We start from the raw sequence: 20,138 nt of genomic DNA on the forward strand, positions 1-20,138 counted from the left end.
CAGGGTTCGGATCACTTGCCCTCGACAGGGCGGCAGTCCGGGTACCGATCGCACCAGATGGTCTGCGTGACGGTCACGGTGACGGTGGCACCGGGCTGCCCGTTCGAGGGCCCGCCTCCCACGGGCGGCGGGCTGGTGGAGTTGCAGTCGCCGAGCCCGTCGACCTCGAACCACACCTTGCCGTCCACCTTGGCGGTGATGTTCCCGCGCACACAGGCGCCGTCCACCGCGTGGGTGACCTTGCCGTCGACGGTGATGTCCTTCCCGTCCTCCGTCTCCCCCTCGCAGTGGACGGTGGCGACGGTCTTCTCACTCGCCGAGGGCGACGGCTTCCCGCCCTGGCCGGAATTCCCGTAGGAGGCGGTGCACGTCAGCCACCGCACGCCCGCCTTCTGCCGGTTGAGCTCCTTGGTGACGGCCTCGTCGGTGGTGTACGCAACGGCCGCGGAACTGATCCCGCCACCGGGTTCACACGCGACCACGCCGCCGACGGCGGCCACCGCACAGGTCACCGCGACCGCCGCCGTACGGATGCGCGACCCCCGCCAAATCCTCCTCAGTGCCCCCATGGAGGGGAGACTGCCACTGTCGGGGGCCGAGCGGTAGGGCGCAAAGGCGTCAGCCGTGCAGCAGCAACCACTCCTGCAGCTCGACCAAGTTGCCCTCCGGGTCCTTGAGGTGGGCGACGCGCAGACGGTCGGTCAGGTGGGCCGGGCCGTGCAGGATCGTGGCGCCGCGCATCGTGACCTCCTCGCAGTACGCGTCCAGGGCGTCGACGCGCAGGACGACCAGGGAGCGGTGGCCGTTCGCCGCGTCACCCAGCTCGTCCAGGACCTCGGCCATCATCGTGCGGTCCTGGAGGGCGATCCCCGCCGAGCCGACGGCGGGGCTGAACTTCTCGTACGGCCCGTCCACCGCCCCCGACTGCGGCTTGAGGCCGAGGACCTCGCCGTAGAAGTGGTAGCAGGCGGCGAAGTCGGTCACGAGCAGTCGTACCTGTGCGAGTTCCACGGTGCCTCCGAGAAGGGTCAGGTCCAGCGGCCGGTGCGAGCCAGGAGCACGGCCGCGGCCGCCGTCCCGGCAGTCGATGTGCGCAGCACACTGCGCCCGAGGCGATACGCCTTGCCCCCCGCCTGTGCGAACAGCGCCAACTCCTCCGGCGTCACGCCCCCTTCGGGCCCCACGACGAGCACGATCTCGCCGGACGACGGCAGTTCGGCCGTCGCCAGCGCCTCGTCCCCGCTCTCGTGCAGCACGGCGGCGAAGTCGGCAGCGGCCAGCAGCGCGGCGACCTGCTTGGTCGTCGCCGCCTGTGCGACCTGCGGGAAGCGCACCCGGCGGGACTGCTTGCCCGCCTCGCGGGCCGTCGCCTGCCACTTGCCCAGCGCCTTCAGCCCGCGGTCGCCCTTCCACTGCGTGATGCAGCGCGCCGCCGCCCACGGCACGATCGCGTCGACGCCGACCTCGGTCATCGTCTCGACGGCCAGTTCCCCGCGGTCGCCCTTGGGCAGCGCCTGGACGACGGTGACCCGGGGCTGCTCCGGCGGTTCCTCCGTCACCGGGTCCAGCCGGACGATCAGCCGGTCCTTGCCCTCGGTGTCGAGCACGACACCGTCCGCCCAGCGCCCGGCGCCGTCCGTGAGGACGACGTCCTCGCCGGGCCGCAGCCGCTTCACGGAGACGGCGTGCCGTCCCTCCGGGCCGTCGAGGACGAAGCGGCCGCCTCCGGCCGCGTCGAAGTGCTCGACCACGAACACCGGTGCCGTCATCGCACCCCGCCTCCGCCCGACAACGCCGTCCGCGCCGCGGCGAGTTCACCGGCCAGCACCTCCACGAGCTGCCCGGCGGGCAGCTCCCGCGCCATCCGGTGGCCCTGCCCGGCCCACAGCGCCATGCCCTGCGCGTCCCCCGCCTTGGCGGCGGCCTTGCGCAGCGGCGAGGTGAGGTGGTGGATCTCGGGGTAGGCGGCGGGCGCGTACGGGCCGTGCTCGCGCAGGAAGCGGTTGACCAGGCCGCGCGCCGGGCGCCCGGAGAAGGCCCGGGTCAACTCCGTACGGACGAACAGGGGGTTGGTCAGCGCCTGCTTGTGCAGGGTGTTCGCGCCCGACTCGGCGGTGGCGAGGAACGCGGTGCCGAGCTGGGCCGCGCTCGCGCCCGCCGCGAGGACCGCGGCGATCTGGCCGCCGCGCATGATGCCGCCGGCGGCGATGATCGGGATGCTCACGGTCTCCCGGATCTGGGCGAGGAGCGACAGCAGCCCGATGCCGGAACCGTCCGTCTCGGGGATGTCCCGGTGCGTGCCCTGGTGACCGCCGGCCTCGACGCCCTGCGCGATGACCGCGTCCGCGCCGGACCGCTCGACGGCCCGGGCCTCGTCGGGGGTGGTGGCCGTGACCAGGACGAAGGTGCCGACCCGGTGCAGGGTGTCGACGACCTCCCGGCTCGGCGTGCCGAAGTGGAACGACACCACCGGCACGGGGTTGTCGCGCAGGACCGCGAGCTTGGTCTCGTAGCCGTCGTCGCGGCCGCTGTCGGGGTCGCCGAGCTCGGCCTCGTACCAGGAGGCCTCGCCGGCCAGCTGGTGGGCGTAGACGTCGATGGCGGCGGGGTCGGCGTACTCCGGCTGCGGCATGAAGAGGTTCACGCCGAAGGGCCTGCCGGTGAGGCTCCTCAGCTGCTTGATCTCCTCGTACATCCCGTCGGCCGTCTTGTACCCGGCGGCGAGGAACCCGAGCCCGCCCGCCTCGCACACGGCGGCGGCGAGCTTCGGTACGGAGACGCCGCCCGCCATGGGGGCCTGCACGATCGGGTGGGGGAAGAGATCGGTCAGCGCGGAGGACATGACCGCATGTTGTCACGTCCTCCGGACTACTCCGAAACCGGCCTGCCGTGTGGCATAGACCAGAGGAAAAGCCACCACCGCCCCCTGGAGGACCTGGCGTCACCGCCCGTTGAAGGCATCCTTCAACCGCGAGAACAACCCCTGCTGCCCGGGCTGACTGTGCCTGCCCGGGGACCGACCCCCGGACCCCCAGCAGCGGCCGAGCCGCCGGCGTCACCGCCCGTTGAAGGCATCCTTCAACCGCGAGAACAACCCCTGCTGCCCCGGCTGGAACTGACCCGTCGGCCGTTCCTCGCCGCGCAGCTTGGCCAGCTCGCGCAGCAGGCGCTCCTGCTCGACGTCCAGCTTGTTCGGGGTCTGGACCTCGACGTGGACGATGAGGTCGCCGCGTCCCCCGCCCCGCAGGTGCGTGACACCGCGGCCGTGCAGCGGGATCGACTGGCCGGACTGGGTGCCCGGGCGGATGTCGACCTCCTCCAGGCCGTCCAGCGTCTCCAGCGGCACCTTCGTGCCGAGGGCGGCCGCCGTCATCGGGAGCGTGACCGTGCAGTGCAGGTCGTCGCCGCGCCGCTGGAACTGCGAGTGGGGCAGTTCGTGGATCTCGACGTACAGGTCGCCCGCAGGGCCGCCGCCGGGACCGACTTCGCCCTCACCGGCGAGCTGGATCCGCGTGCCGTTGTCGACACCGGCCGGGATCTTGACCGTGAGCGTACGGCGGGACCGCACACGCCCGTCGCCCGCGCACTCCGGGCACGGCGTGGGCACCACCGTGCCGAACCCCTGGCACTGCGGACAGGGCCGCGAGGTCATGACCTGGCCTAGGAAGGACCGCGTGACCTGGGACACCTCACCGCGGCCGCGGCACATGTCACACGTCTGTGCGGAGGTCCCCGGCGCCGCGCCCTCACCGTTGCAGGTGTTGCAGACGACCGCCGTGTCGACCTGGATGTCCTTCGTCGTGCCGAAGGCCGCCTCGTCGAGCTCCACCTCGATGCGGATCATCGCGTCCTGGCCGCGGCGGGTGCGCGAGCGCGGACCGCGCTGCGACGCCGTGCCGAAGAAGGCGTCCATGATGTCGGAGAAGTTCCCGAAGCCACCGGCCCCGAAGCCGCCCGCACCGCCGCCTCCGGCCTGCGAGAGCGGGTCGCCGCCGAGGTCGTAGACCTGCTTCTTCTGCGGGTCCGACAGCACCTCGTAGGCGGCGTTGATCTCCTTGAACCGCTCCTGGGTCTTCGGATCGGGGTTGACGTCCGGGTGCAGCTCGCGCGCGAGCCGCCGGAAGGCCTTCTTGATCTCTTCCTGCGACGCGTCGCGGCGCACGCCGAGTACGGCGTAGTAGTCCGTGGCCACTACGACTCCGCCAGGATCTGTCCGACGTACCGTGCCACTGCGCGTACCGCTCCCATCGTTCCCGGGTAGTCCATGCGGGTCGGTCCGACCACGCCGAGCTTGGCGACAGCCTCGCCGCCCGAACCGTAGCCGACCGACACGACGGACGTGGAGTTGAGTCCTTCGTGGGCGTTCTCATGACCGATCCGTACGGTCACGCCCGGATCCTGCGCCTCGCCGAGCAGCTTGAGGAGCACCACCTGCTCCTCCAGCGCCTCCAGCACCGGCCGGATCGTGAGGGGAAAGTCATGCCCGAAGCGGGTCAGGTTGGCGGTGCCGCCGATCATCAGCCGCTCCTCGTTCTCCTCGACGAGCGTCTCCAGAAGTGTGGAGAGCACCGTGGAGACCGTACCCCGGTCCTCGTGCTCGAACGCCTCCGGCAGATCCTCCACCAGACTCGGCACATCCGTGAAACGGCGGTTCGCCACCCGGCTGTTGAGCCGCGCGCGCAGATCCGCGAGCGAGGCCTCGCCGAAGGGCGCCGGGCAGTCGACCACGCGCTGCTCGACCCGCCCGGTGTCCGTGATCAGCACGAGCATCAGCCGCGCGGGCGCGAGAGCGAGCAGCTCCACGTGCCGCACGGTCGAGCGGGTCAGCGACGGGTACTGCACTACGGCCACCTGGCGCGTGAGCTGCGCCAGCAGCCGTACCGTCCGCGCCACGACGTCGTCGAGGTCGACGGCGCCCTCGAGGAAGTTCTGGATGGCGCGCCGCTCGGGCGCGGTCATCGGCTTGACGCCGGCCAGCTTGTCCACGAACAGCCGGTAGCCCTTGTCGGTGGGGATGCGCCCGGCGCTGGTGTGCGGCTGGGCGATGTACCCCTCGTCCTCCAGGGCCGCCATGTCGTTGCGGACGGTGGCCGGCGAGACGCCGAGGTTGTGCCGCTCGGTGAGGGCCTTGGAGCCCACCGGCTCCTCGGTGCCGACGTAGTCCTGGACGATGGCGCGCAGCACCTGAAGCCTGCGTTCACTGAGCATTCGCGCGCACCTCCAGAAGTCGTCCGCCTCGTGTCCTGCCTGTGGGGCCTGGCACTCTGCGCGTGCGAGTGCCAGCATTCCCCGCCCAGTGTACGGCTGTGGGGTACACCCCCGGCAAGGCTGGTCGCGTGCTGCCGTGCCCCGGGCGGCGGTCACCGCTAGCGTCGCCGTATGACGGTGACTTGGGAAGAGCTCGGCTGGGAGCGCGTGGCCGCGGGCGTGGGGCGGTGCCGGCTCCCGGTGTGGGACTGCACGGCGGGGCTGGTCGCCGGTGAGGACGCGGTCCTCATGATCGACGCCGGGTCGAGCCCGGCCGAGGGCGCGCGGTTGCGCGAGCAGGCACGGTCGCTCACCGGTCACCGTGTGACGCATCTCGCGCTGACCCATCCCCACTTCGACCATGTCTTCGGGGTGGCGGAGTTCACGGACGCGGAGGTGTTCGGCGCGGTGGGCGTGGACGCGGTGCTGACGCGCCTGCGGGACCGCGAGGAGCTGCGCGCGGACGCGGTGCGCAACGGCCTGGCGGAGACCACCGCGCAGGAGGCGGCGGACCGGCTGGTCGCGCCCCGCCACCTGGTCTCCGGCGAGTGGACCCTCGACCTGGGCGGCGGACGCCAGGTGCTGCTGGCGAACGTGGGCCCCGGGCACACCGCGCACGACCTGGCGGTGCTGGTGCCGGGCGATCCGGAGGTGGTGTTCTGCGGCGACCTGGTCGAGGAGTCCGGCGAGCCGCAGGCGGGCCCCGACGCCGTGCCGTCGCACTGGCCGGCCGCCCTGGACCGGCTGCTCGACCTGGGCGGCGAGGACGCGCTGTACGTGCCCGGTCACGGAGCGGTGGTGGACGCGGTGTTCGTGCGCGCCCAGCGCGACGCGCTGGCGGCGTATTTCGGCGTGTCGCGGTGATCGCCGTACGCCTTCTCCTATCGTCATTCGAATGCGCCAGTACTCTCCGGACCTGACCCCGCCGTGGAAGAAGCCGAAGCCGGTTCCCGAGGTCCCGGCGGAGCCGGGCCTGGTGGTCGAGGAGGCCGGGACCGGTTTCTGCGGTGCGGTGATCCGCTGCGAGGCGGGCACGGTGACCCTGGAGGACCGCTTCGGCAAGCACCGGGTGTTCCCCATGGAGCCGCGCGGGTTCCTGCTGGAGGGCCGGGTCGTGACCCTGGTCCGTCCCTCGCCCGCCGGCCCCGCACGTCCCACCCGTACCGCGTCCGGTTCGGTGGCCGTCCCCGGCGCCCGCGCCCGCGTGGCCCGCGCCGGGCGGATCTACGTCGAGGGCCGGCACGACGCCGAGCTGGTCGAGAGGGTCTGGGGCGACGACCTGCGCATCGAGGGCGTGGTCGTGGAGTACCTGGAGGGCGTCGACGACCTGCCGTCGATCGTCGCCGACTTCGCCCCCGGCCCGGACGCGCGGCTGGGCGTCCTGGTGGACCACCTCGTGCCCGGCTCGAAGGAGTGGCGCATCGCCCAGTCGGTGACGAGCGACCACGCCCTGGTCGTCGGCCACCCCTACATCGACATCTGGGAGGCGGTGAAGCCGTCGTCCCTGGGCATCGAGGCATGGCCCCGGGTCCCACGCGGCCAGGACTGGAAGACGGGAGTGTGCAGGGCACTGGGCTGGCCGGAGAACACGGGCGCGGCCTGGCAGCGAATCCTGTCGGCCGTACGGTCGTACAAGGACCTGGAGCCGGAACTACTGGGCCGGGTCGAGGAACTGATCGACTTCGTGACGACACCGACGTAGCTGCTGAGCTGCGGGCAATCGTGCCTCCCCCGGTGCCTCAAGGGCCTGGGAGGTACCCCCAGGGCGGCGCGGGTGGGCGCAGCGGCACCCCGCTCCGCCGGGCTGCGGCATGCCGCTTAGCTGCGGGCAATCGTGCCTCCCCCAGTGCCTTAAGGGCCTGGGAGGTACCCCCAGGGCGGCACGGGTGGGCGCAGCGGCACCCCGCTCCGCCGGGCTGCGGACCCACCCGGCCCCAGCGACAACGCCCAGCACCTCAGTCCACCAGGTCGCGCACCACGCCGTCGGCCAGCAACCGCCCCCGCAGAGTGAGCACAGCCCGCCCCGACTCGTACGGCCCTTCCTCCAGAAGCCCGTCCGACAACGCCCGCCGCGAAGCCGCCAGCCCCTCCTCCCGCAGCAACGACAACGGCACCCCCTCCCGCAACCGCAACTCCAGTAGAATCCGCTCGACCCGCCGGTCCTCCTCCGACAGCACCTCACGCCCGGCCCCCGGCGACCGCCCCGCCGCCAGCGCCCCCGCATACGCCCCGGGATGCTTCACGTTCCACCACCGCACCCCGCCCACATGACTGTGCGCACCCGGCCCGGCCCCCCACCAGTCGGCCCCCCGCCAGTACAGCTCGTTGTGCAGGCACCGCCCCGCCGATGACGTGGCCCAGTTGGACACCTCGTACCACTCGAAACCCGCGCCCGAGAGGACCTCGTCCGCGATCAGGTACCGGTCGGCATGGACATCGTCGTCCGTCATCGGCACCTCGCCCCGGCGGATCCGCCGAGCCAGCTGCGTCCCCTCCTCGACGATCAGGGCGTACGCGCTGACATGGTCCGGCCCGGCCCCCAGCACCGCGTCCAGCGACGCCCGCCAGTCGTCGTCGGACTCCCCCGGCGTGCCGTAGATCAGGTCGAGATTGACATGCTCGAACCCGGCCGCCCGGGCCTCCGCGACACACGCCTCGGGCCGCCCCGGCGTATGCGTCCGGTCCAGCACCTTCAGCACATGCTGCCGCGCACTCTGCATCCCGAAGGAGATCCGGTTGAAGCCCCCCTCACGCAGAGCCTCCAGATACGCCGGATCCACCGACTCCGGATTCGCCTCGGTCGTGACCTCGGCGTCCTCGGCCAGCCCGAACTCGTCACGGACGGCCGCGAGCATCCGCACCAGGTCACCGGCGTCGAGCAGGGTCGGCGTACCCCCGCCCACGAACACCGTGCGAACGGGCCGCGGGTCGTCCCCCAGCACCTTCCGCGCCAGCCGGACCTCGTCGACCAGCGTCTCGGCGTAGTTGTCGCGCGAGGCCAGCACACCACCGGTGCCGCGCAGCTCGGTCGCCGTGTAGGTGTTGAAGTCGCAGTAGCCGCAGCGCGTCGCGCAGTACGGAACGTGCAGGTAGAACCCGAGCGGACGGTCGGCGGCCCCGGCGAGCGCGGAGGCGGGCAGCGCGCCGTCGTCGGGGACGGGCTCACCGTCGGGGAGTGCGGAAGGCATACGTCCCATTGTCCAGCACCCGGGCACTCACTCCGCCTGGAGCACCAGCAGCGCCAGATCGTCCGCCGGGGGCCGCGCCCCGAACTCGTGCACCAGCCGCGTGATCCGCTCGGCTATCAGCTCCGCGTCCAGCCCCGCGCACCCGGCCAGCGCCGTCGCGAGACCGTCGCCGTCGTCGAACTGGCGGGAGCCGGAGCGGCGCTCGGTGACGCCGTCGGTCACGCACAGCAGCGTGTCGCCGGAGCGCAGCTCGAAGGTCTCACTCGCGTAGGTGGCGTCCTCGACGACGCCCAGCAGGGTCTGCGGCTGCGCGGCCGTGTGGACCTCGCCGCCCGCCCCGAGCAGCAGGGGCAGCGGGTGCCCGGCGGAGGCGACGGTGCAGCGGACACCGCCGTCGAAGGGGACGAGTTCGCCGTACAGCAGGGACAGGAAACGCGTCTGGGGTCCGTCGCCGGGCGGGGTCGGCCGCGCGCCCGCCGCCACCAGCGCCCGGGCCGCCGCGTCCGCGGCCTCCGTGGCGTCGTCGAGCAGGAGCTGGTTGAGGCGGTCGAGGACGTCGGCGACCCGGTAGCCCTCACGGGCCAGCAGCCGCAGCCAGGGCCGGGCCAGACCGATCACGACGGCGGCCTCGGGTCCCTTGCCCTGGACGTCGCCGACGGCGAAGCACCAGCGGCCGTCTCCGGCCGGGAACAGGTCGTAGAAGTCGCCGCTGGGCCCGCCCTTGTCGCACGGCTCGTAGACGAGGGCGCTGCGCACCCCGGGGATCTCGGCCACGGCGCCGGGCAGCAGTCCGCGCTGGAGTACGGCGCTGATGGTGGCCTGGCGGGCGTACTGGCGGGCGGCGCCGATGGCGAGCGCGACCCGGCGGCTGAGGTCCTCGACCAGGCCGGTGATCTCGTCGGGGAAGCCGGCGGACCCGGACCGTCCGATGACGAGGGTGCCCAGCGGGCGTCCGCCGGCGACGAGCCGGTACGCCAGGGCCGAGCCCGGCTCGCCGGGGGCGTCACCGAGCGCCTCGCCGGGCCAGGGATAGTCGGACGGACCGGCTTGTAACGGGTCGGACGGGTGGGGGGTGTCCTTCTCCAGGGCCCGGCGCAGCTCCTCGATGCGGTTCTCGCTGCCGTGCCAGACCCGGGCCAGCCGGGGCCCGCCCGCTCCGGCCCCGCCGCTCCAGCCGCCGGCGGTGGCCTCGTCCTCCAGCCACACCGCGCACCAGTCGGCCAGCCGGGGCACGATCAACTGCCCGGCGAGGGCGGCGACCAGGTCCTCGTCGAGCTGTCCGGCGAGGAGGTCGGAGGCCTCGGCGAGGAAGGAGAGGGCTCCGCGGCCCAGCCAGGAGCCATCGCGTCCGTCCCGGCCGTCGCAGTCCTCGTACCGCTCCCGCCAGTCCCGCAGGTCCTGCCAGTCGCGCAGGTCGCCGGAGCCGCCGGGGGCCTGCGGGTCGCGTGCGTCTTTCCATCGGCTCTCCCGGGCCTCCTGCCCGGGAGGTGGCTCCGGCGCCAGGATCTCCGCCACGCGCAGCCCGCGCGCCAGCGCGTGCTCCCCGGCGTACGCCTCGATCTGATCGCCGGCCTCGCATCCCCCGGCGGGCAACCGCGCCCACACGGTCTTCCGGCCCGTGCGGTACGTGATGCCCCAGGCCTCGGAGAGCGCGCCGACGAGCCGCAGGCCGCGTCCGTACTCCGGGGTGTCCTGCGGTGTTTCCGGCTCGCTGCCGCGCGGGGCGCGTGAGGGGTGGTGGTCGGAGACCTCGACGAGCAGCGCGGCCGTGTCCTGGTCGTCGCATTCCAGCCGGCATTCCAGCTGGACGTCGGTGCCGGCGTGCACGACGGCGTTGGTGACGAGTTCGCTGACGACGAGCAGGGCGTCGTCGGCGAGACGGTCGGTGAGGTGCTCGGCACCGGGCAGGCCGAGTCCGGTCCACTCGGCGATCGCCGCGCGCACCAGGGCGCGCGCGGAGCCCGGCGCGAGAGAGCTGCCGGACAGGGCCGCGTACGCCCGCGCGCGCTCCTTCGCGGGCGCCTCGGAAACCACCACCGGCTCCTCGGATGCCACCACGAGCCCCTCGGAAGCCACCACGAGCCTCTCGGAAGCGACCACGGGCCCGGATGCGGGCACGGGCGCCTCGGAGCCGGGCACGGGCGCCTCGGACCCGAGCGCCGGCGCCTCGGAAGGCAGCGCACACTCCTCGGAGACGGCCCCCTCGTGCGGCGGCACAGAGATCTCCGAAGCGTGCGCAGGCGCCTCTGAGGCACGGGAAGCGGTCTCCCGTTGCGTCGGAATGGCCCCCATGGACAGCTCCCCGGGCAGTTCGTACGAATACGCCACAGTCGATGCCGACAGGGTGACAGACTGGCCACGCCCATAAGCGCCGAGTTACCGAAGTGGGCCGTCATGAGTGAGAACAGTGCTACTCCTGTGGTCGAAGACCGGTACGAAGACGGTCAGATTCGTGCATCCGATCTGCGTCCCCTGCTCGCAGCCATGACAGCCGCACGCGACGGCGACTTCACCAAGGTGCCGGAAACCGGCCACGGGATGGTGGCCGAACTCACCGCGGTCTTCAACCAGATCATGGACCGCGACATCCACTTCACCACCGAGGTGCAGCGCGTCAGACGGGAGCTGGTGCGGTACGGCCGGCTCGACGAGCGGCTCTCGGCCAGTCCGGGACAGGGCCTGTGGACGTCCCGCGTCAACCACGTGAACCAGCTGCTCGACGCCCTCGTCGCCCCGGCGGCGAACGCCACGCGCGTACTGGACGCGGTGGCCGGCGGCGATCTGACCCAGCGGGTCGATCTGCACGACGGGACGCGCGAATTACGCGGCGACCTGCGACGCCTCGGCCGGGCCGTGAACAAGATGGTCGACCAGCTCTCCCTGTTCACCGGCGAGGTGACGCGGGTCGCGCGCGAGGTCGGCACCGAGGGGCGGCTCGGCGGCCGGGCCAAAGTGCAGGGGCTGTCGGGCAGTTGGCGGGACGTGACCGAGGCCGTCAACACGATGGCGGCCCGGCTGACGGCCCAGGTGCGGGACATCGCGGCGGTCACGACGGCGGTGGCACGCGGCGATCTGACCCGCACGGTCACGGTGGAGGCGACCGGCGAGCTGCTGGAACTGAAGCTGACCGTGAACACGATGGTCGACCAGCTCTCCGCCTTCGCCGACGAGGTCACCCGCGTCGCCCGCGAAGTCGGCACCGAGGGGCAGTTGGGCGGCCGGGCCCAGGTCCGGGGCGTGTCCGGGGTCTGGAAGGACCTCACCGACAACGTCAACTTCATGGCGTCGAACCTGACCTCGCAGGTCCGCAACATCGCCCAGGTGACGACGGCCGTGGCCAACGGCGACCTGTCCCAGAAGATCACGGTCGACGCGCAGGGCGAGATCCTGGAGCTCAAGTCGACCATCAACACGATGGTCGACCAGCTCTCCGCCTTCGCCGACGAGGTCACCCGCGTCGCCCGCGAAGTCGGCACCGAGGGAAACCTCGGCGGCCGGGCCCAGGTCCGGGGCGTCTCCGGCGTCTGGAAAGACCTCACCGACAACGTCAACTTCATGGCCGACAACCTCACCTCGCAGGTGCGGAACATCGCGCTCGTCTCCACCGCCGTCGCCCAGGGCGATCTCGGCAAGAAGATCACGGTGGAGGCCAAGGGCGAGATCCTGGAGCTCAAGTCCACGATCAACACGATGGTCGACCAGCTCTCCGCCTTCGCCGACGAGGTCACCCGCGTCGCCCGCGAGGTCGGCACCGAGGGAAACCTCGGCGGTCAGGCCCAGGTCCGGGGCGTCTCCGGCGTCTGGAAAGACCTCACCGACAACGTCAACTTCATGGCGCTGAACCTGACCTCGCAGGTCCGCAACATCGCCCAGGTGACGACGGCCGTGGCGAACGGCGACCTGTCGAAGAAGATCACGGTCGACGCCCGCGGCGAGATCCTGGAGCTGAAGGACACCGTCAACACGATGGTGGAGCAGCTGCGCGCCTTCGCCGACGAGGTCACCCGGGTCGCCCGCGAGGTCGGCACCGACGGCCGGCTCGGCGGCCGGGCCCAGGTGCTGGGCGTCTCCGGCGTCTGGCGGGACCTGACGGACAACGTCAACTCCATGGCCGACAACCTCACCTCCCAGGTCCGCAACATCGCCCAGGTCGCGACGGCCGTGGCGCAGGGCGACCTGTCCCGGAAGATCGACGTGGACGCGCGCGGCGAGATCCTGGAGCTGAAGACCACGATCAACACGATGGTCGACACACTGTCCTCCTTCGCCTCGGAGGTCACGCGCGTGGCCCGCGAGGTCGGCTCCGAGGGACAGCTCGGCGGCCAGGCCAGGGTCGAGGGCGTCTACGGCACCTGGAAGCGCCTGACGACGAACGTCAACGAACTGGCCTCGAACCTCACCACCCAGGTCCGCGCGATCGCCGAGGTCGCCTCCGCCGTGGCCCAGGGCGACATGTCCCGCTCGATCACGGTCGAGACCCGCGGCGAGGTCACCGAGCTCAAGGACAACATCAACCTGATGGTGGCCAACCTGCGCGAGACGACCCGCGCGAAGGACTGGCTGGAATCCAACCTGGCGCGCCTGGCCGCCCTGATGCAGGGCCACCGCGACCTGATGGAGGTCGCCGACCTGATACTCCGCGAGCTGACGCCGCTGGTGAACGCCCAGTACGGCGCGTTCTACCTGGCCGATCCGGAGGAGGCCGGAGCGACGGTTCCCACCAAGGGGCTCGCCTTCATCGCCGGCTACGGCGCCGCCCAGGACGCGACGGTCGAGACCGGCGCCCTCCCGGTGCACGGCCTGGTCGCGCAGGCGGCCCGGGAGAAGAAGCGGATCCTGGTCGAGGGCGCCCCGACCGACTACATCAAGATCAACAGCGGTCTCGGCGAGGCGGCTCCCACGACGATCGTCATCATCCCGATCCTCTTCGAGAACAAGCTCCTCGGCGTTATCGAGCTCGCCTCCTTCTCCCGCTTCTCCGACGTGCACCTGGCCTTCTTCGACCAGTTCGTCAACACCATCGGCGTCGCCATCAACACGATCATCGCCAACTCCCGCACGGAGTCCCTGCTCGGCGAGTCCCAGCGCCTGGCCATGCAGCTCCAGGAACGCTCGGACGAACTCCAGAAGCAGCAGGGCGAACTCCAACGGTCCAACGCGGAGCTGGAGGAGAAGGCCGCCCTGCTGGCTACGTCCTCGCAGTACAAGTCGGAGTTCCTGGCGAACATGTCGCACGAGCTGCGCACCCCGCTCAACTCCCTGCTGATCCTGGCCCGGCTGCTCTCCGACAACCCGGACGGTCATCTCTCCGACCAGGAGGTGCAGTTCGCGACGACGATCCACCGCTCGGGCTCGGACCTCCTCCAGCTGATCAACGACATCCTGGACCTGTCGAAGATCGAGGCCGGCCGGATGGACGTACGCCCCAAGCGGCTCCCCCTCATCAAACTGCTGGACTACGTCCACGCCACGTTCCGCCCCCTGACCATCGACCGGGGGCTCGCCTTCGAGCTGGCGGTCGGCGAGGACGTACCGCGCGAGATGTACTCGGACGAGCAGCGCCTCCAGCAGATCCTGCGCAACCTCCTCTCCAACGCGATCAAGTTCACCGCGTCGGGCAAGGTCGAACTGCGGGTCGACCGGGTGAAGGACGCCGAGCATCACTACGTCCGGGACACCGACGACGTCATCGCCTTCACCGTGTCCGACACCGGCATCGGCATCGCGCCGGAGAAACTCCCGGTGATCTTCGAGGCATTCCAGCAGGCCGACGGCACCACCAACCGCAAGTACGGCGGCACCGGCCTCGGCCTGTCCATCAGCCGGGAGATCGCGGGCCTGCTCGGCGGCCGGATCGTCGCCGAGAGCGAACCCGGCAAGGGCTCCACGTTCACCCTGTACGTGCCCGTCGTGAGCCCCGGTCACACGGCGCCCGGACCGGCCCCCGAGGATCCCCCCGGACCGCCCCCGACCCTCCAGCCGGCCACCGCCGGACCGTTCCCGGCCGTGTACGACACGGACGACGCCTGGCCCTCGTCGACCAGGCTGGAGTCGTGGACGTCCGGCAGGCCGGGCCGGATCCTGGCCGGGCGGCGGGTGCTGATCGTCGACGACGACATCCGCAACGTCTTCGCCCTCACCCATGTCCTCGGCCGCGTCGGCATGACCGTGCTGTACGCGGAGAACGGCCGCGAGGGCATCGAGATGCTGGAGCGCAGCGCGGACGTCGCACTCGTCCTGATGGACATCATGATGCCGGAGATGGACGGCTACGAGACCATCTCCGCCATCCGCCGCACCCCGCGCTGGGCGGACCTGCCCATCGTCGCCCTGACCGCGAAGGCGATGCCCGGCGACCGCGAGAAGTCCATCGCCCGCGGCGCCAACGACTACGTGCCCAAGCCGGTGGACATCGACCGGCTGCTGACGGTCGTGTGCGAACTGCTGGACCCGGATGACACGCCGGAAGCGGAGAGCACACAGGAGGCCCGGCCGTCATGAGCACCGAACGCGCCGGAATCCTCCTGGTCGACGACATGGAGGACAACCTGACTGCCCTGGAGGCCGTCCTCGCCTCCCTCAACGAGCCGTTGATACGCGCCCGTTCCGGCGAGGAGGCGATGAAGGCCGTACTGCGGCAGCCCGTCGCCCTGGTCCTGCTGGACATCCGCATGCCCGGCATGGACGGCTTCGAGACGGCCGCCCACATCAAACGCCTGGACCAGACCCGCGACGTCCCGATCATCTTCCTGACGGGCGCGGACGACGACTCGGGCTACGCCTTCCGCGGCTACGCGACAGGCGCCGCCGACTACGTGACCAAGCCCTTCGACCCCTGGGTCCTCAGGGCAAAGGTCGGCGTCTTCCTGGACCTTTACCGGAAAGGAAGAGAAGTGGAACGCCTACGCGCAGAAGTCCAGGAGCTAAAACGCCGGGTGGATGAACGTACCTGAGGGGCGCGGGGCCGTGTCGATTTGCGGCTCCGCCGCGTGGGCGCAAGCAACCACGAACGACCCGCAGCCGCCCACGAATCCCCGCGCCACCCCGTTACGCCTCGCGAGACCCCTCGTACATCTCCTCGATCAGATGCTTGTACTCCCGCTCCACAACAGGCCGCTTCAACTTCAGACTCGGCGTGATCTCCCCGTGCTCCACGTCAAGATCCCGCGGCAGCAACCGGAACTTCTTGATCGTCTGCCACCGCTGAAGCCCCTCGTTGAGCTGCTTCACATACCCGTCGACCATCTCCACCGTGACCGGCGAGGAAACGATCTCCTCGTACGACTTCCCCTCCAGCCCGTTCTCCTTCGCCCACTCCGTGATCGCGACCTCGTCGAGCGCGATGAGCGCCGTGCAGAAGTTCCGGTCGGCCCCGTGCACGAGGATGTTGGACACGTACGGGCACACCGCCTTGAACTGCCCCTCGACCTCGGCCGGCGCGATGTACTTGCCGCCCGACGTCTTGATCAGGTCCTTCTTGCGGTCGGTGATCCGCAGATACCCGTCGGGCGACAGCTCCCCGATGTCCCCGGTGTGGAACCAGCCGTCCGCCTCCAGCACCTCGGCGGTCTTCTCGGGCAGCTTGTGGTAGCCCTCCATGATGCCCGGGCCGCGCAGCAGGATCTCCCCGTCGTCGGCGATCCGCACCTCCGTGCCGGGCAGCGGCTTGCCGACCGTGCCGGTGCGGTAGGCCTCGCCCGGGTTCACGAACGACGCCGCCGAGGACTCGGTCAGGCCGTAGCCCTCCAGGATGTGGATGCCGACACCGGAGAAGAAGTACCCGATCTCGGGTGCCAGCGCCGCCGAACCCGAGACGCAGGCCCGCAGGTTGCCGCCGAAGGCCTCCCGGATCTTGGCGTACACCAGCGCGTCGGCGACCTTGTGCTTGGCGCCCAGCCCGAACGGCACGGACATCGTCCCGGTACGCCGGAAGTTGTCCTGCGCGACCTTGGCGTACTCGCGGGCGACCTCGGCGGCCCACTGGAAGATCTTGTACTTGGCGCCGCCGCCCGCCCGGGCCTTCGCGGCGACACCGTTGTAGACCTTCTCGAAGATGCGGGGCACGGCCGCCATGTACGTCGGCTGCACCACGGGCAGATTCTCGATGATCTTGTCGACGCGGCCGTCCACCGCGGTGACGTGCCCGACCTCGATCTGGCCGGAGGTGAGCACCTTGCCGAAGACGTGCGCGAGGGGCAGCCACAGGTACTGCACGTCCTCGCCGCTGATCAGCCCGGTCGCGGCGATCGCCTTCGCCATGTACGACCAGTTGTCGTGCGGGAGGCGCACGCCCTTGGGGCGGCCGGTGGTGCCGGAGGTGTAGATGAGGGTGGCCAGCTGGTCCTTGGTGATCGCGCCGACCCGCTCCTTGATCAGGTCGGGGTCCTTCTCCAGCCGGGCCGCGCCGCGCTTCTCCAGCTCGTCCAGGGTGAGGATCCAGTCGGCGGTCTCGACCCCGGCCGGGTCGACGACCACGACGTGGGTGAGGTCGGGCAGCTCGGCGCGCTTCTCACGCGCCTTGGCCAGCTGCTCGACGTTCTCCGCGATCAGCACCCGGCTCTCGGAGTCCGACAGGATGTACGCCGACTCCTCCGCGTTGGTCTGCGGGTAGACCGTGGTCGTGGCGGCGCCGGCGCACATGATGCCGAGGTCGGCGAGGATCCACTCGATCCGGGTGCTGGACGCGAGGGCGACGCGCTGCTCGGACTGCACGCCGAGCTCGATCAGGCCGGCCGCGATGGCGTAGACCCGCTCGGCGGCCTGCGCCCAGCTCAGCGACTTCCAGTCGTCCGGCCCCTGCCCCGAGGACGCGGGCACCGGATAGCGGTAGGCCTCGGCGTCCGGCGTGGCGGCCACGCGGTCCAGGAAGAGGCCCGCCACGGACGGCGGACGGTTCTCGATCAGTGTCTGTGTGTCGCTCACGACATCCTCCGGGGCCCGCGACGGCGCGGCTGGCTCAGGTGCGGCTGGGTTTTCACTCACGAGCTGCTGTTCGCGAGCCGTTGTTTAACTCACGAGTAACTATCGAGCAGGGATCAGAGTAAAGGCCGACCGGCCCCTGCGTAAGGGTCCGCGGCCTGTCACTTCCTATAGAGAGCTACCCCGCGTACGCACAGGGGCCCGCCGCACTTTCGCACGACGGGCCCCTGTTCTACCCGGTTTGCGGTGTAACCCACGGTAATCCGTGATTACTTCTTGCCCTTGCCCGACCCCGCGCTGTCATCGCTCGACAGGACGGCGATGAAGGCCTCCTGCGGAACTTCCACGGAACCCACCATCTTCATCCGCTTCTTGCCCTCCTTCTGCTTCTCCAGCAGCTTGCGCTTACGGGAGATGTCACCGCCGTAGCACTTGGCGAGGACGTCCTTGCGGATGGCGCGGATGGTCTCGCGGGCGATCACCCGGGAGCCGATGGCGGCCTGGACCGGCACCTCGAAGGCCTGCCGCGGGATGAGCTCCTTGAGCTTCGCGACGAGCCGCACGCCATAGGCGTACGCCTGGTCCCTGTGGGTGATCGCCGAGAAGGCGTCCACCTTGTCGCCGTGCAGCAGGATGTCGACCTTGACCAGGCTGGACGTCTGCTCCCCGGTGGGCTCGTAGTCGAGCGAGGCGTAGCCGCGGGTCTTGGACTTCAGCTGGTCGAAGAAGTCGAAGACGATCTCGGCGAGGGGCAGGGTGTAGCGGACCTCGACCCGCTCCTCGGAGAGGTAGTCCATGCCGAGCAGGGTGCCGCGCCGGGTCTGGCACAGCTCCATGATCGAGCCGATGAACTCGCTGGGCGCCAGGATGGTGGCCCGCACGACCGGCTCGTAGACCTCCGCGATCTTGCCCTCGGGGAACTCGCTCGGGTTGGTGACCGTGTGCTCGGTGCCGTCCTCCATGACGACGCGGTAGACCACGTTCGGGGCGGTCGCGATCAGGTCGAGCCCGAACTCGCGCTCCAGCCGCTCCCGGATCACGTCCAGGTGCAGCAGGCCGAGGAAACCGACGCGGAAGCCGAAGCCGAGGGCGGCGGAGGTCTCCGGCTCGTAGACCAGCGCGGCGTCGTTGAGCTGGAGCTTGTCGAGGGCCTCGCGCAGCTCCGGGTAGTCCGAGCCGTCCAGCGGGTAGAGGCCGGAGAACACCATCGGCTTGGGGTCCTTGTAGCCGCCCAGCGGCTCCACGGCACCCTTGGACTGGCTGGTGACCGTGTCACCGACCTTGGACTGGCGGACGTCCTTCACGCCGGTGATGAGGTAACCCACCTCGCCGACGCCGAGACCGTCGGACGACAGCATCTCCGGTGAGTTGGTGCCGATCTCCAGCAGCTCGTGCGTGGCACCCGTGGACATCATCTTGATGCGCTCACGCTTGTTGAGCTGCCCGTCGATGACACGGACGTACGTCACCACGCCCCGGTAGGAGTCGTAGACGGAGTCGAAGATCATGGCCCGCGCGGGGGCGTCCTTCACACCGACCGGGGCCGGAACCTGTTCGACGACCTTGTCCAGCAGCGCCTCGACACCGAGCCCGGTCTTGGCGGAGACCTTGAGCACGTCGTCGGGCTCGCACCCGATGAGGTGGGCGAGCTCCTCGGCGAACTTCTCGGGCTGCGCGGCCGGCAGGTCGATCTTGTTCAGCACGGGGATGATCGTGAGGTCGTTCTCCATCGCCAGGTAGAGGTTGGCGAGGGTCTGCGCCTCGATGCCCTGGGCGGCGTCGACCAGGAGGATGGTGCCCTCGCAGGCGGCGAGTGATCGCGAGACCTCGTAGGTGAAGTCGACGTGCCCCGGGGTGTCGATCATGTTCAGGATGTGCGTCTTGCTCTTGTCGTGGGACGGGGCCCACGGGAGTCGCACCGCCTGGGACTTGATCGTGATGCCGCGCTCACGCTCGATGTCCATGCGGTCGAGGTACTGAGCACGCATCTGCCGCTGCTCGACCACTCCGGTCAGCTGGAGCATCCGGTCGGCGAGCGTGGACTTGCCGTGGTCGATGTGCGCGATGATGCAGAAATTGCGGATCAGAGCCGGGTCGGTACGGCTCGGCTCGGGCACATGGCTAGGGATCGCGGGCACGCAGGGTCCTGATTCTTGAGGCGTCCGCAGTGTCTGCGGTCTCGGGTCGGATCGGATCGATACGTAGCCTCCATCGTCCCACGGGTGGGGACCATGGACGGGTTTGGGCCATGAATGAGCCCGCTGGTACCGTGGGGGGCTGTGCCTCATGCCCTCTCGCAGGAGGCACTCCTTCAAGAAATCACCCGGTACAGGACCGTGCGGCATCCGTGCGGCCCCGTGCCAGAACCTGAGAAGGCTCATTCGTGGCGAACATCAAGTCCCAGATCAAGCGGATCAAGACCAACGAGAAGGCGCGGCTGCGCAACAAGGCCGTCAAGTCCTCCCTCAAGACCGCGATCCGCAAGGCCCGTGAGGCTGCTGCCGCGGGTGACGTCGAGAAGGCCACCGAGTACCAGCGCGCTGCCGCGCGTCAGCTCGACAAGGCCGTCTCGAAGGGCGTCATCCACAAGAACCAGGCTGCCAACAAGAAGTCGGCGCTGGCTCAGAAGGTCGCCGCGCTCAAGGGCTGACGTCTGATGTGACGCCGGAGGGAATCGAGCGGGCCCTCTCTCATCCGCTCCCGTCCGGCACCCCTCGGATCCGCGCGCGGCCTGCGTTCGCCACGCGGGCGCGGATCCAACAGCTTGAACCGAAGGCCGGGTGT

At 70.5% G+C, this 20,138-nt stretch carries 15 protein-coding genes; 5 read left to right on the forward strand and 10 right to left on the reverse strand.

The window, feature by feature from the left end; all coding sequences use genetic code 11:
* Positions 1–11: 11 nt before the first annotated feature.
* The 6 genes from QF034_RS13070 to hrcA form a co-directional block, all read right to left on the reverse strand.
* On the reverse strand, positions 12–569 hold the full coding sequence (locus tag QF034_RS13070) for a hypothetical protein (RefSeq protein WP_307175124.1): 558 nt from the start codon (positions 567–569) through the stop codon (positions 12–14).
* Positions 570–618: 49 nt separating this feature from the next.
* On the reverse strand, positions 619–1,011 hold the full coding sequence (locus tag QF034_RS13075) for a VOC family protein (protein ID WP_307175125.1): 393 nt from the start codon (positions 1,009–1,011) through the stop codon (positions 619–621).
* A 17-nt stretch (positions 1,012–1,028) separates the two neighbouring features.
* Positions 1,029–1,769, reverse strand: a complete 741-nt coding sequence (locus QF034_RS13080; RefSeq protein ID WP_307175126.1) for a 16S rRNA (uracil(1498)-N(3))-methyltransferase — start codon at positions 1,767–1,769, stop codon at positions 1,029–1,031.
* Positions 1,766–2,842, reverse strand: a complete 1,077-nt coding sequence (locus tag QF034_RS13085) for a nitronate monooxygenase (RefSeq protein WP_307175127.1) — start codon at positions 2,840–2,842, stop codon at positions 1,766–1,768. The genes QF034_RS13080 and QF034_RS13085 overlap by 4 nt, the downstream gene beginning before the upstream one ends.
* Positions 2,843–3,055: 213 nt before the next feature.
* Positions 3,056–4,192, reverse strand: a complete 1,137-nt coding sequence (dnaJ, locus tag QF034_RS13090; RefSeq protein WP_020270536.1) for a molecular chaperone DnaJ — start codon at positions 4,190–4,192, stop codon at positions 3,056–3,058.
* The gene (gene hrcA / locus QF034_RS13095) at positions 4,192–5,208 is read right to left on the reverse strand and encodes a heat-inducible transcriptional repressor HrcA (protein WP_086563135.1); all 1,017 of its coding nucleotides are present in this window, start codon (positions 5,206–5,208) and stop codon (positions 4,192–4,194) included. Before hrcA ends, dnaJ begins: the two co-directional genes overlap by 1 nt.
* Positions 5,209–5,379: 171 nt before the next feature.
* Between hrcA and QF034_RS13100 the strand changes: the two genes are divergently transcribed.
* Both QF034_RS13100 and QF034_RS13105 read left to right on the forward strand, forming a co-directional pair.
* Positions 5,380–6,111, forward strand: coding sequence for an MBL fold metallo-hydrolase (locus QF034_RS13100; protein ID WP_307175128.1), 732 nt, complete (start codon positions 5,380–5,382; stop codon positions 6,109–6,111).
* Between the two features lie 31 nt (positions 6,112–6,142).
* Positions 6,143–6,949, forward strand: a complete 807-nt coding sequence (locus QF034_RS13105; protein ID WP_307175129.1) for a DUF3097 domain-containing protein — start codon at positions 6,143–6,145, stop codon at positions 6,947–6,949.
* A gap of 253 nt (positions 6,950–7,202) precedes the next feature.
* Here QF034_RS13105 and hemW read toward each other — a convergent pair whose 3' ends face one another.
* Positions 7,203–8,435, reverse strand: a complete 1,233-nt coding sequence (gene hemW / locus QF034_RS13110; protein ID WP_307175130.1) for a radical SAM family heme chaperone HemW — start codon at positions 8,433–8,435, stop codon at positions 7,203–7,205.
* Positions 8,436–8,462: 27 nt separating this feature from the next.
* Complete coding sequence (locus QF034_RS13115) at positions 8,463–10,727, reverse strand: SpoIIE family protein phosphatase (RefSeq protein WP_370880791.1); 2,265 nt, start codon at positions 10,725–10,727, stop codon at positions 8,463–8,465.
* A 102-nt stretch (positions 10,728–10,829) separates the two neighbouring features.
* Between QF034_RS13115 and QF034_RS13120 the strand changes: the two genes are divergently transcribed.
* Positions 10,830–14,936, forward strand: coding sequence for a HAMP domain-containing protein (locus tag QF034_RS13120; protein WP_307175131.1), 4,107 nt, complete (start codon positions 10,830–10,832; stop codon positions 14,934–14,936).
* Positions 14,933–15,388, forward strand: a complete 456-nt coding sequence (locus tag QF034_RS13125; RefSeq protein WP_307175132.1) for a response regulator — start codon at positions 14,933–14,935, stop codon at positions 15,386–15,388. The genes QF034_RS13120 and QF034_RS13125 overlap by 4 nt, the downstream gene beginning before the upstream one ends.
* Before the next feature lie 94 nt (positions 15,389–15,482).
* Here QF034_RS13125 and QF034_RS13130 read toward each other — a convergent pair whose 3' ends face one another.
* Both QF034_RS13130 and lepA read right to left on the reverse strand, forming a co-directional pair.
* Positions 15,483–17,357, reverse strand: coding sequence for an AMP-dependent synthetase/ligase (locus tag QF034_RS13130; RefSeq protein WP_307175133.1), 1,875 nt, complete (start codon positions 17,355–17,357; stop codon positions 15,483–15,485).
* A 266-nt stretch (positions 17,358–17,623) separates the two neighbouring features.
* Positions 17,624–19,492 (reverse strand): translation elongation factor 4, encoded by a 1,869-nt coding sequence (lepA, locus tag QF034_RS13135; protein WP_307175134.1) that lies wholly within the window; start codon positions 19,490–19,492, stop codon positions 17,624–17,626.
* A gap of 245 nt (positions 19,493–19,737) precedes the next feature.
* Between lepA and rpsT the strand changes: the two genes are divergently transcribed.
* Positions 19,738–20,004 carry a 30S ribosomal protein S20 gene (gene rpsT, locus QF034_RS13140; RefSeq protein WP_010042013.1) on the forward strand — a complete coding sequence of 89 codons (267 nt, stop codon included), beginning with the start codon at positions 19,738–19,740 and terminating at the stop codon, positions 20,002–20,004.
* The last annotated feature ends 134 nt before the right edge of the window (positions 20,005–20,138 follow it).

The organism is Streptomyces africanus (assembly GCF_030816955.1).
Taxonomy (GTDB): domain Bacteria; phylum Actinomycetota; class Actinomycetes; order Streptomycetales; family Streptomycetaceae; genus Streptomyces; species Streptomyces africanus.

Excerpts from the sequence above, each read along its gene's own strand:
- hrcA (WP_086563135.1), bottom strand. The coding sequence starts at position 5,208 with ATGCTCAGTGAACGCAGGCTTCAGGTGCTGCGCGCCATCGTCCAGGAC.
- QF034_RS13080 (WP_307175126.1), bottom strand. The coding sequence starts at position 1,769 with ATGACGGCACCGGTGTTCGTGGTCGAGCACTTCGACGCGGCCGGAGGC.
- QF034_RS13125 (WP_307175132.1), top strand. The coding sequence starts at position 14,933 with ATGAGCACCGAACGCGCCGGAATCCTCCTGGTCGACGACATGGAGGAC.
- hemW (WP_307175130.1), bottom strand. The coding sequence starts at position 8,435 with ATGCCTTCCGCACTCCCCGACGGTGAGCCCGTCCCCGACGACGGCGCG.
- QF034_RS13070 (WP_307175124.1), bottom strand. The coding sequence starts at position 569 with ATGGGGGCACTGAGGAGGATTTGGCGGGGGTCGCGCATCCGTACGGCG.
- QF034_RS13115 (WP_370880791.1), bottom strand. The coding sequence starts at position 10,727 with ATGGGGGCCATTCCGACGCAACGGGAGACCGCTTCCCGTGCCTCAGAG.
- QF034_RS13120 (WP_307175131.1), top strand. The coding sequence starts at position 10,830 with ATGAGTGAGAACAGTGCTACTCCTGTGGTCGAAGACCGGTACGAAGAC.
- QF034_RS13105 (WP_307175129.1), top strand. The coding sequence starts at position 6,143 with ATGCGCCAGTACTCTCCGGACCTGACCCCGCCGTGGAAGAAGCCGAAG.
- QF034_RS13085 (WP_307175127.1), bottom strand. The coding sequence starts at position 2,842 with ATGTCCTCCGCGCTGACCGATCTCTTCCCCCACCCGATCGTGCAGGCC.
- QF034_RS13100 (WP_307175128.1), top strand. The coding sequence starts at position 5,380 with ATGACGGTGACTTGGGAAGAGCTCGGCTGGGAGCGCGTGGCCGCGGGC.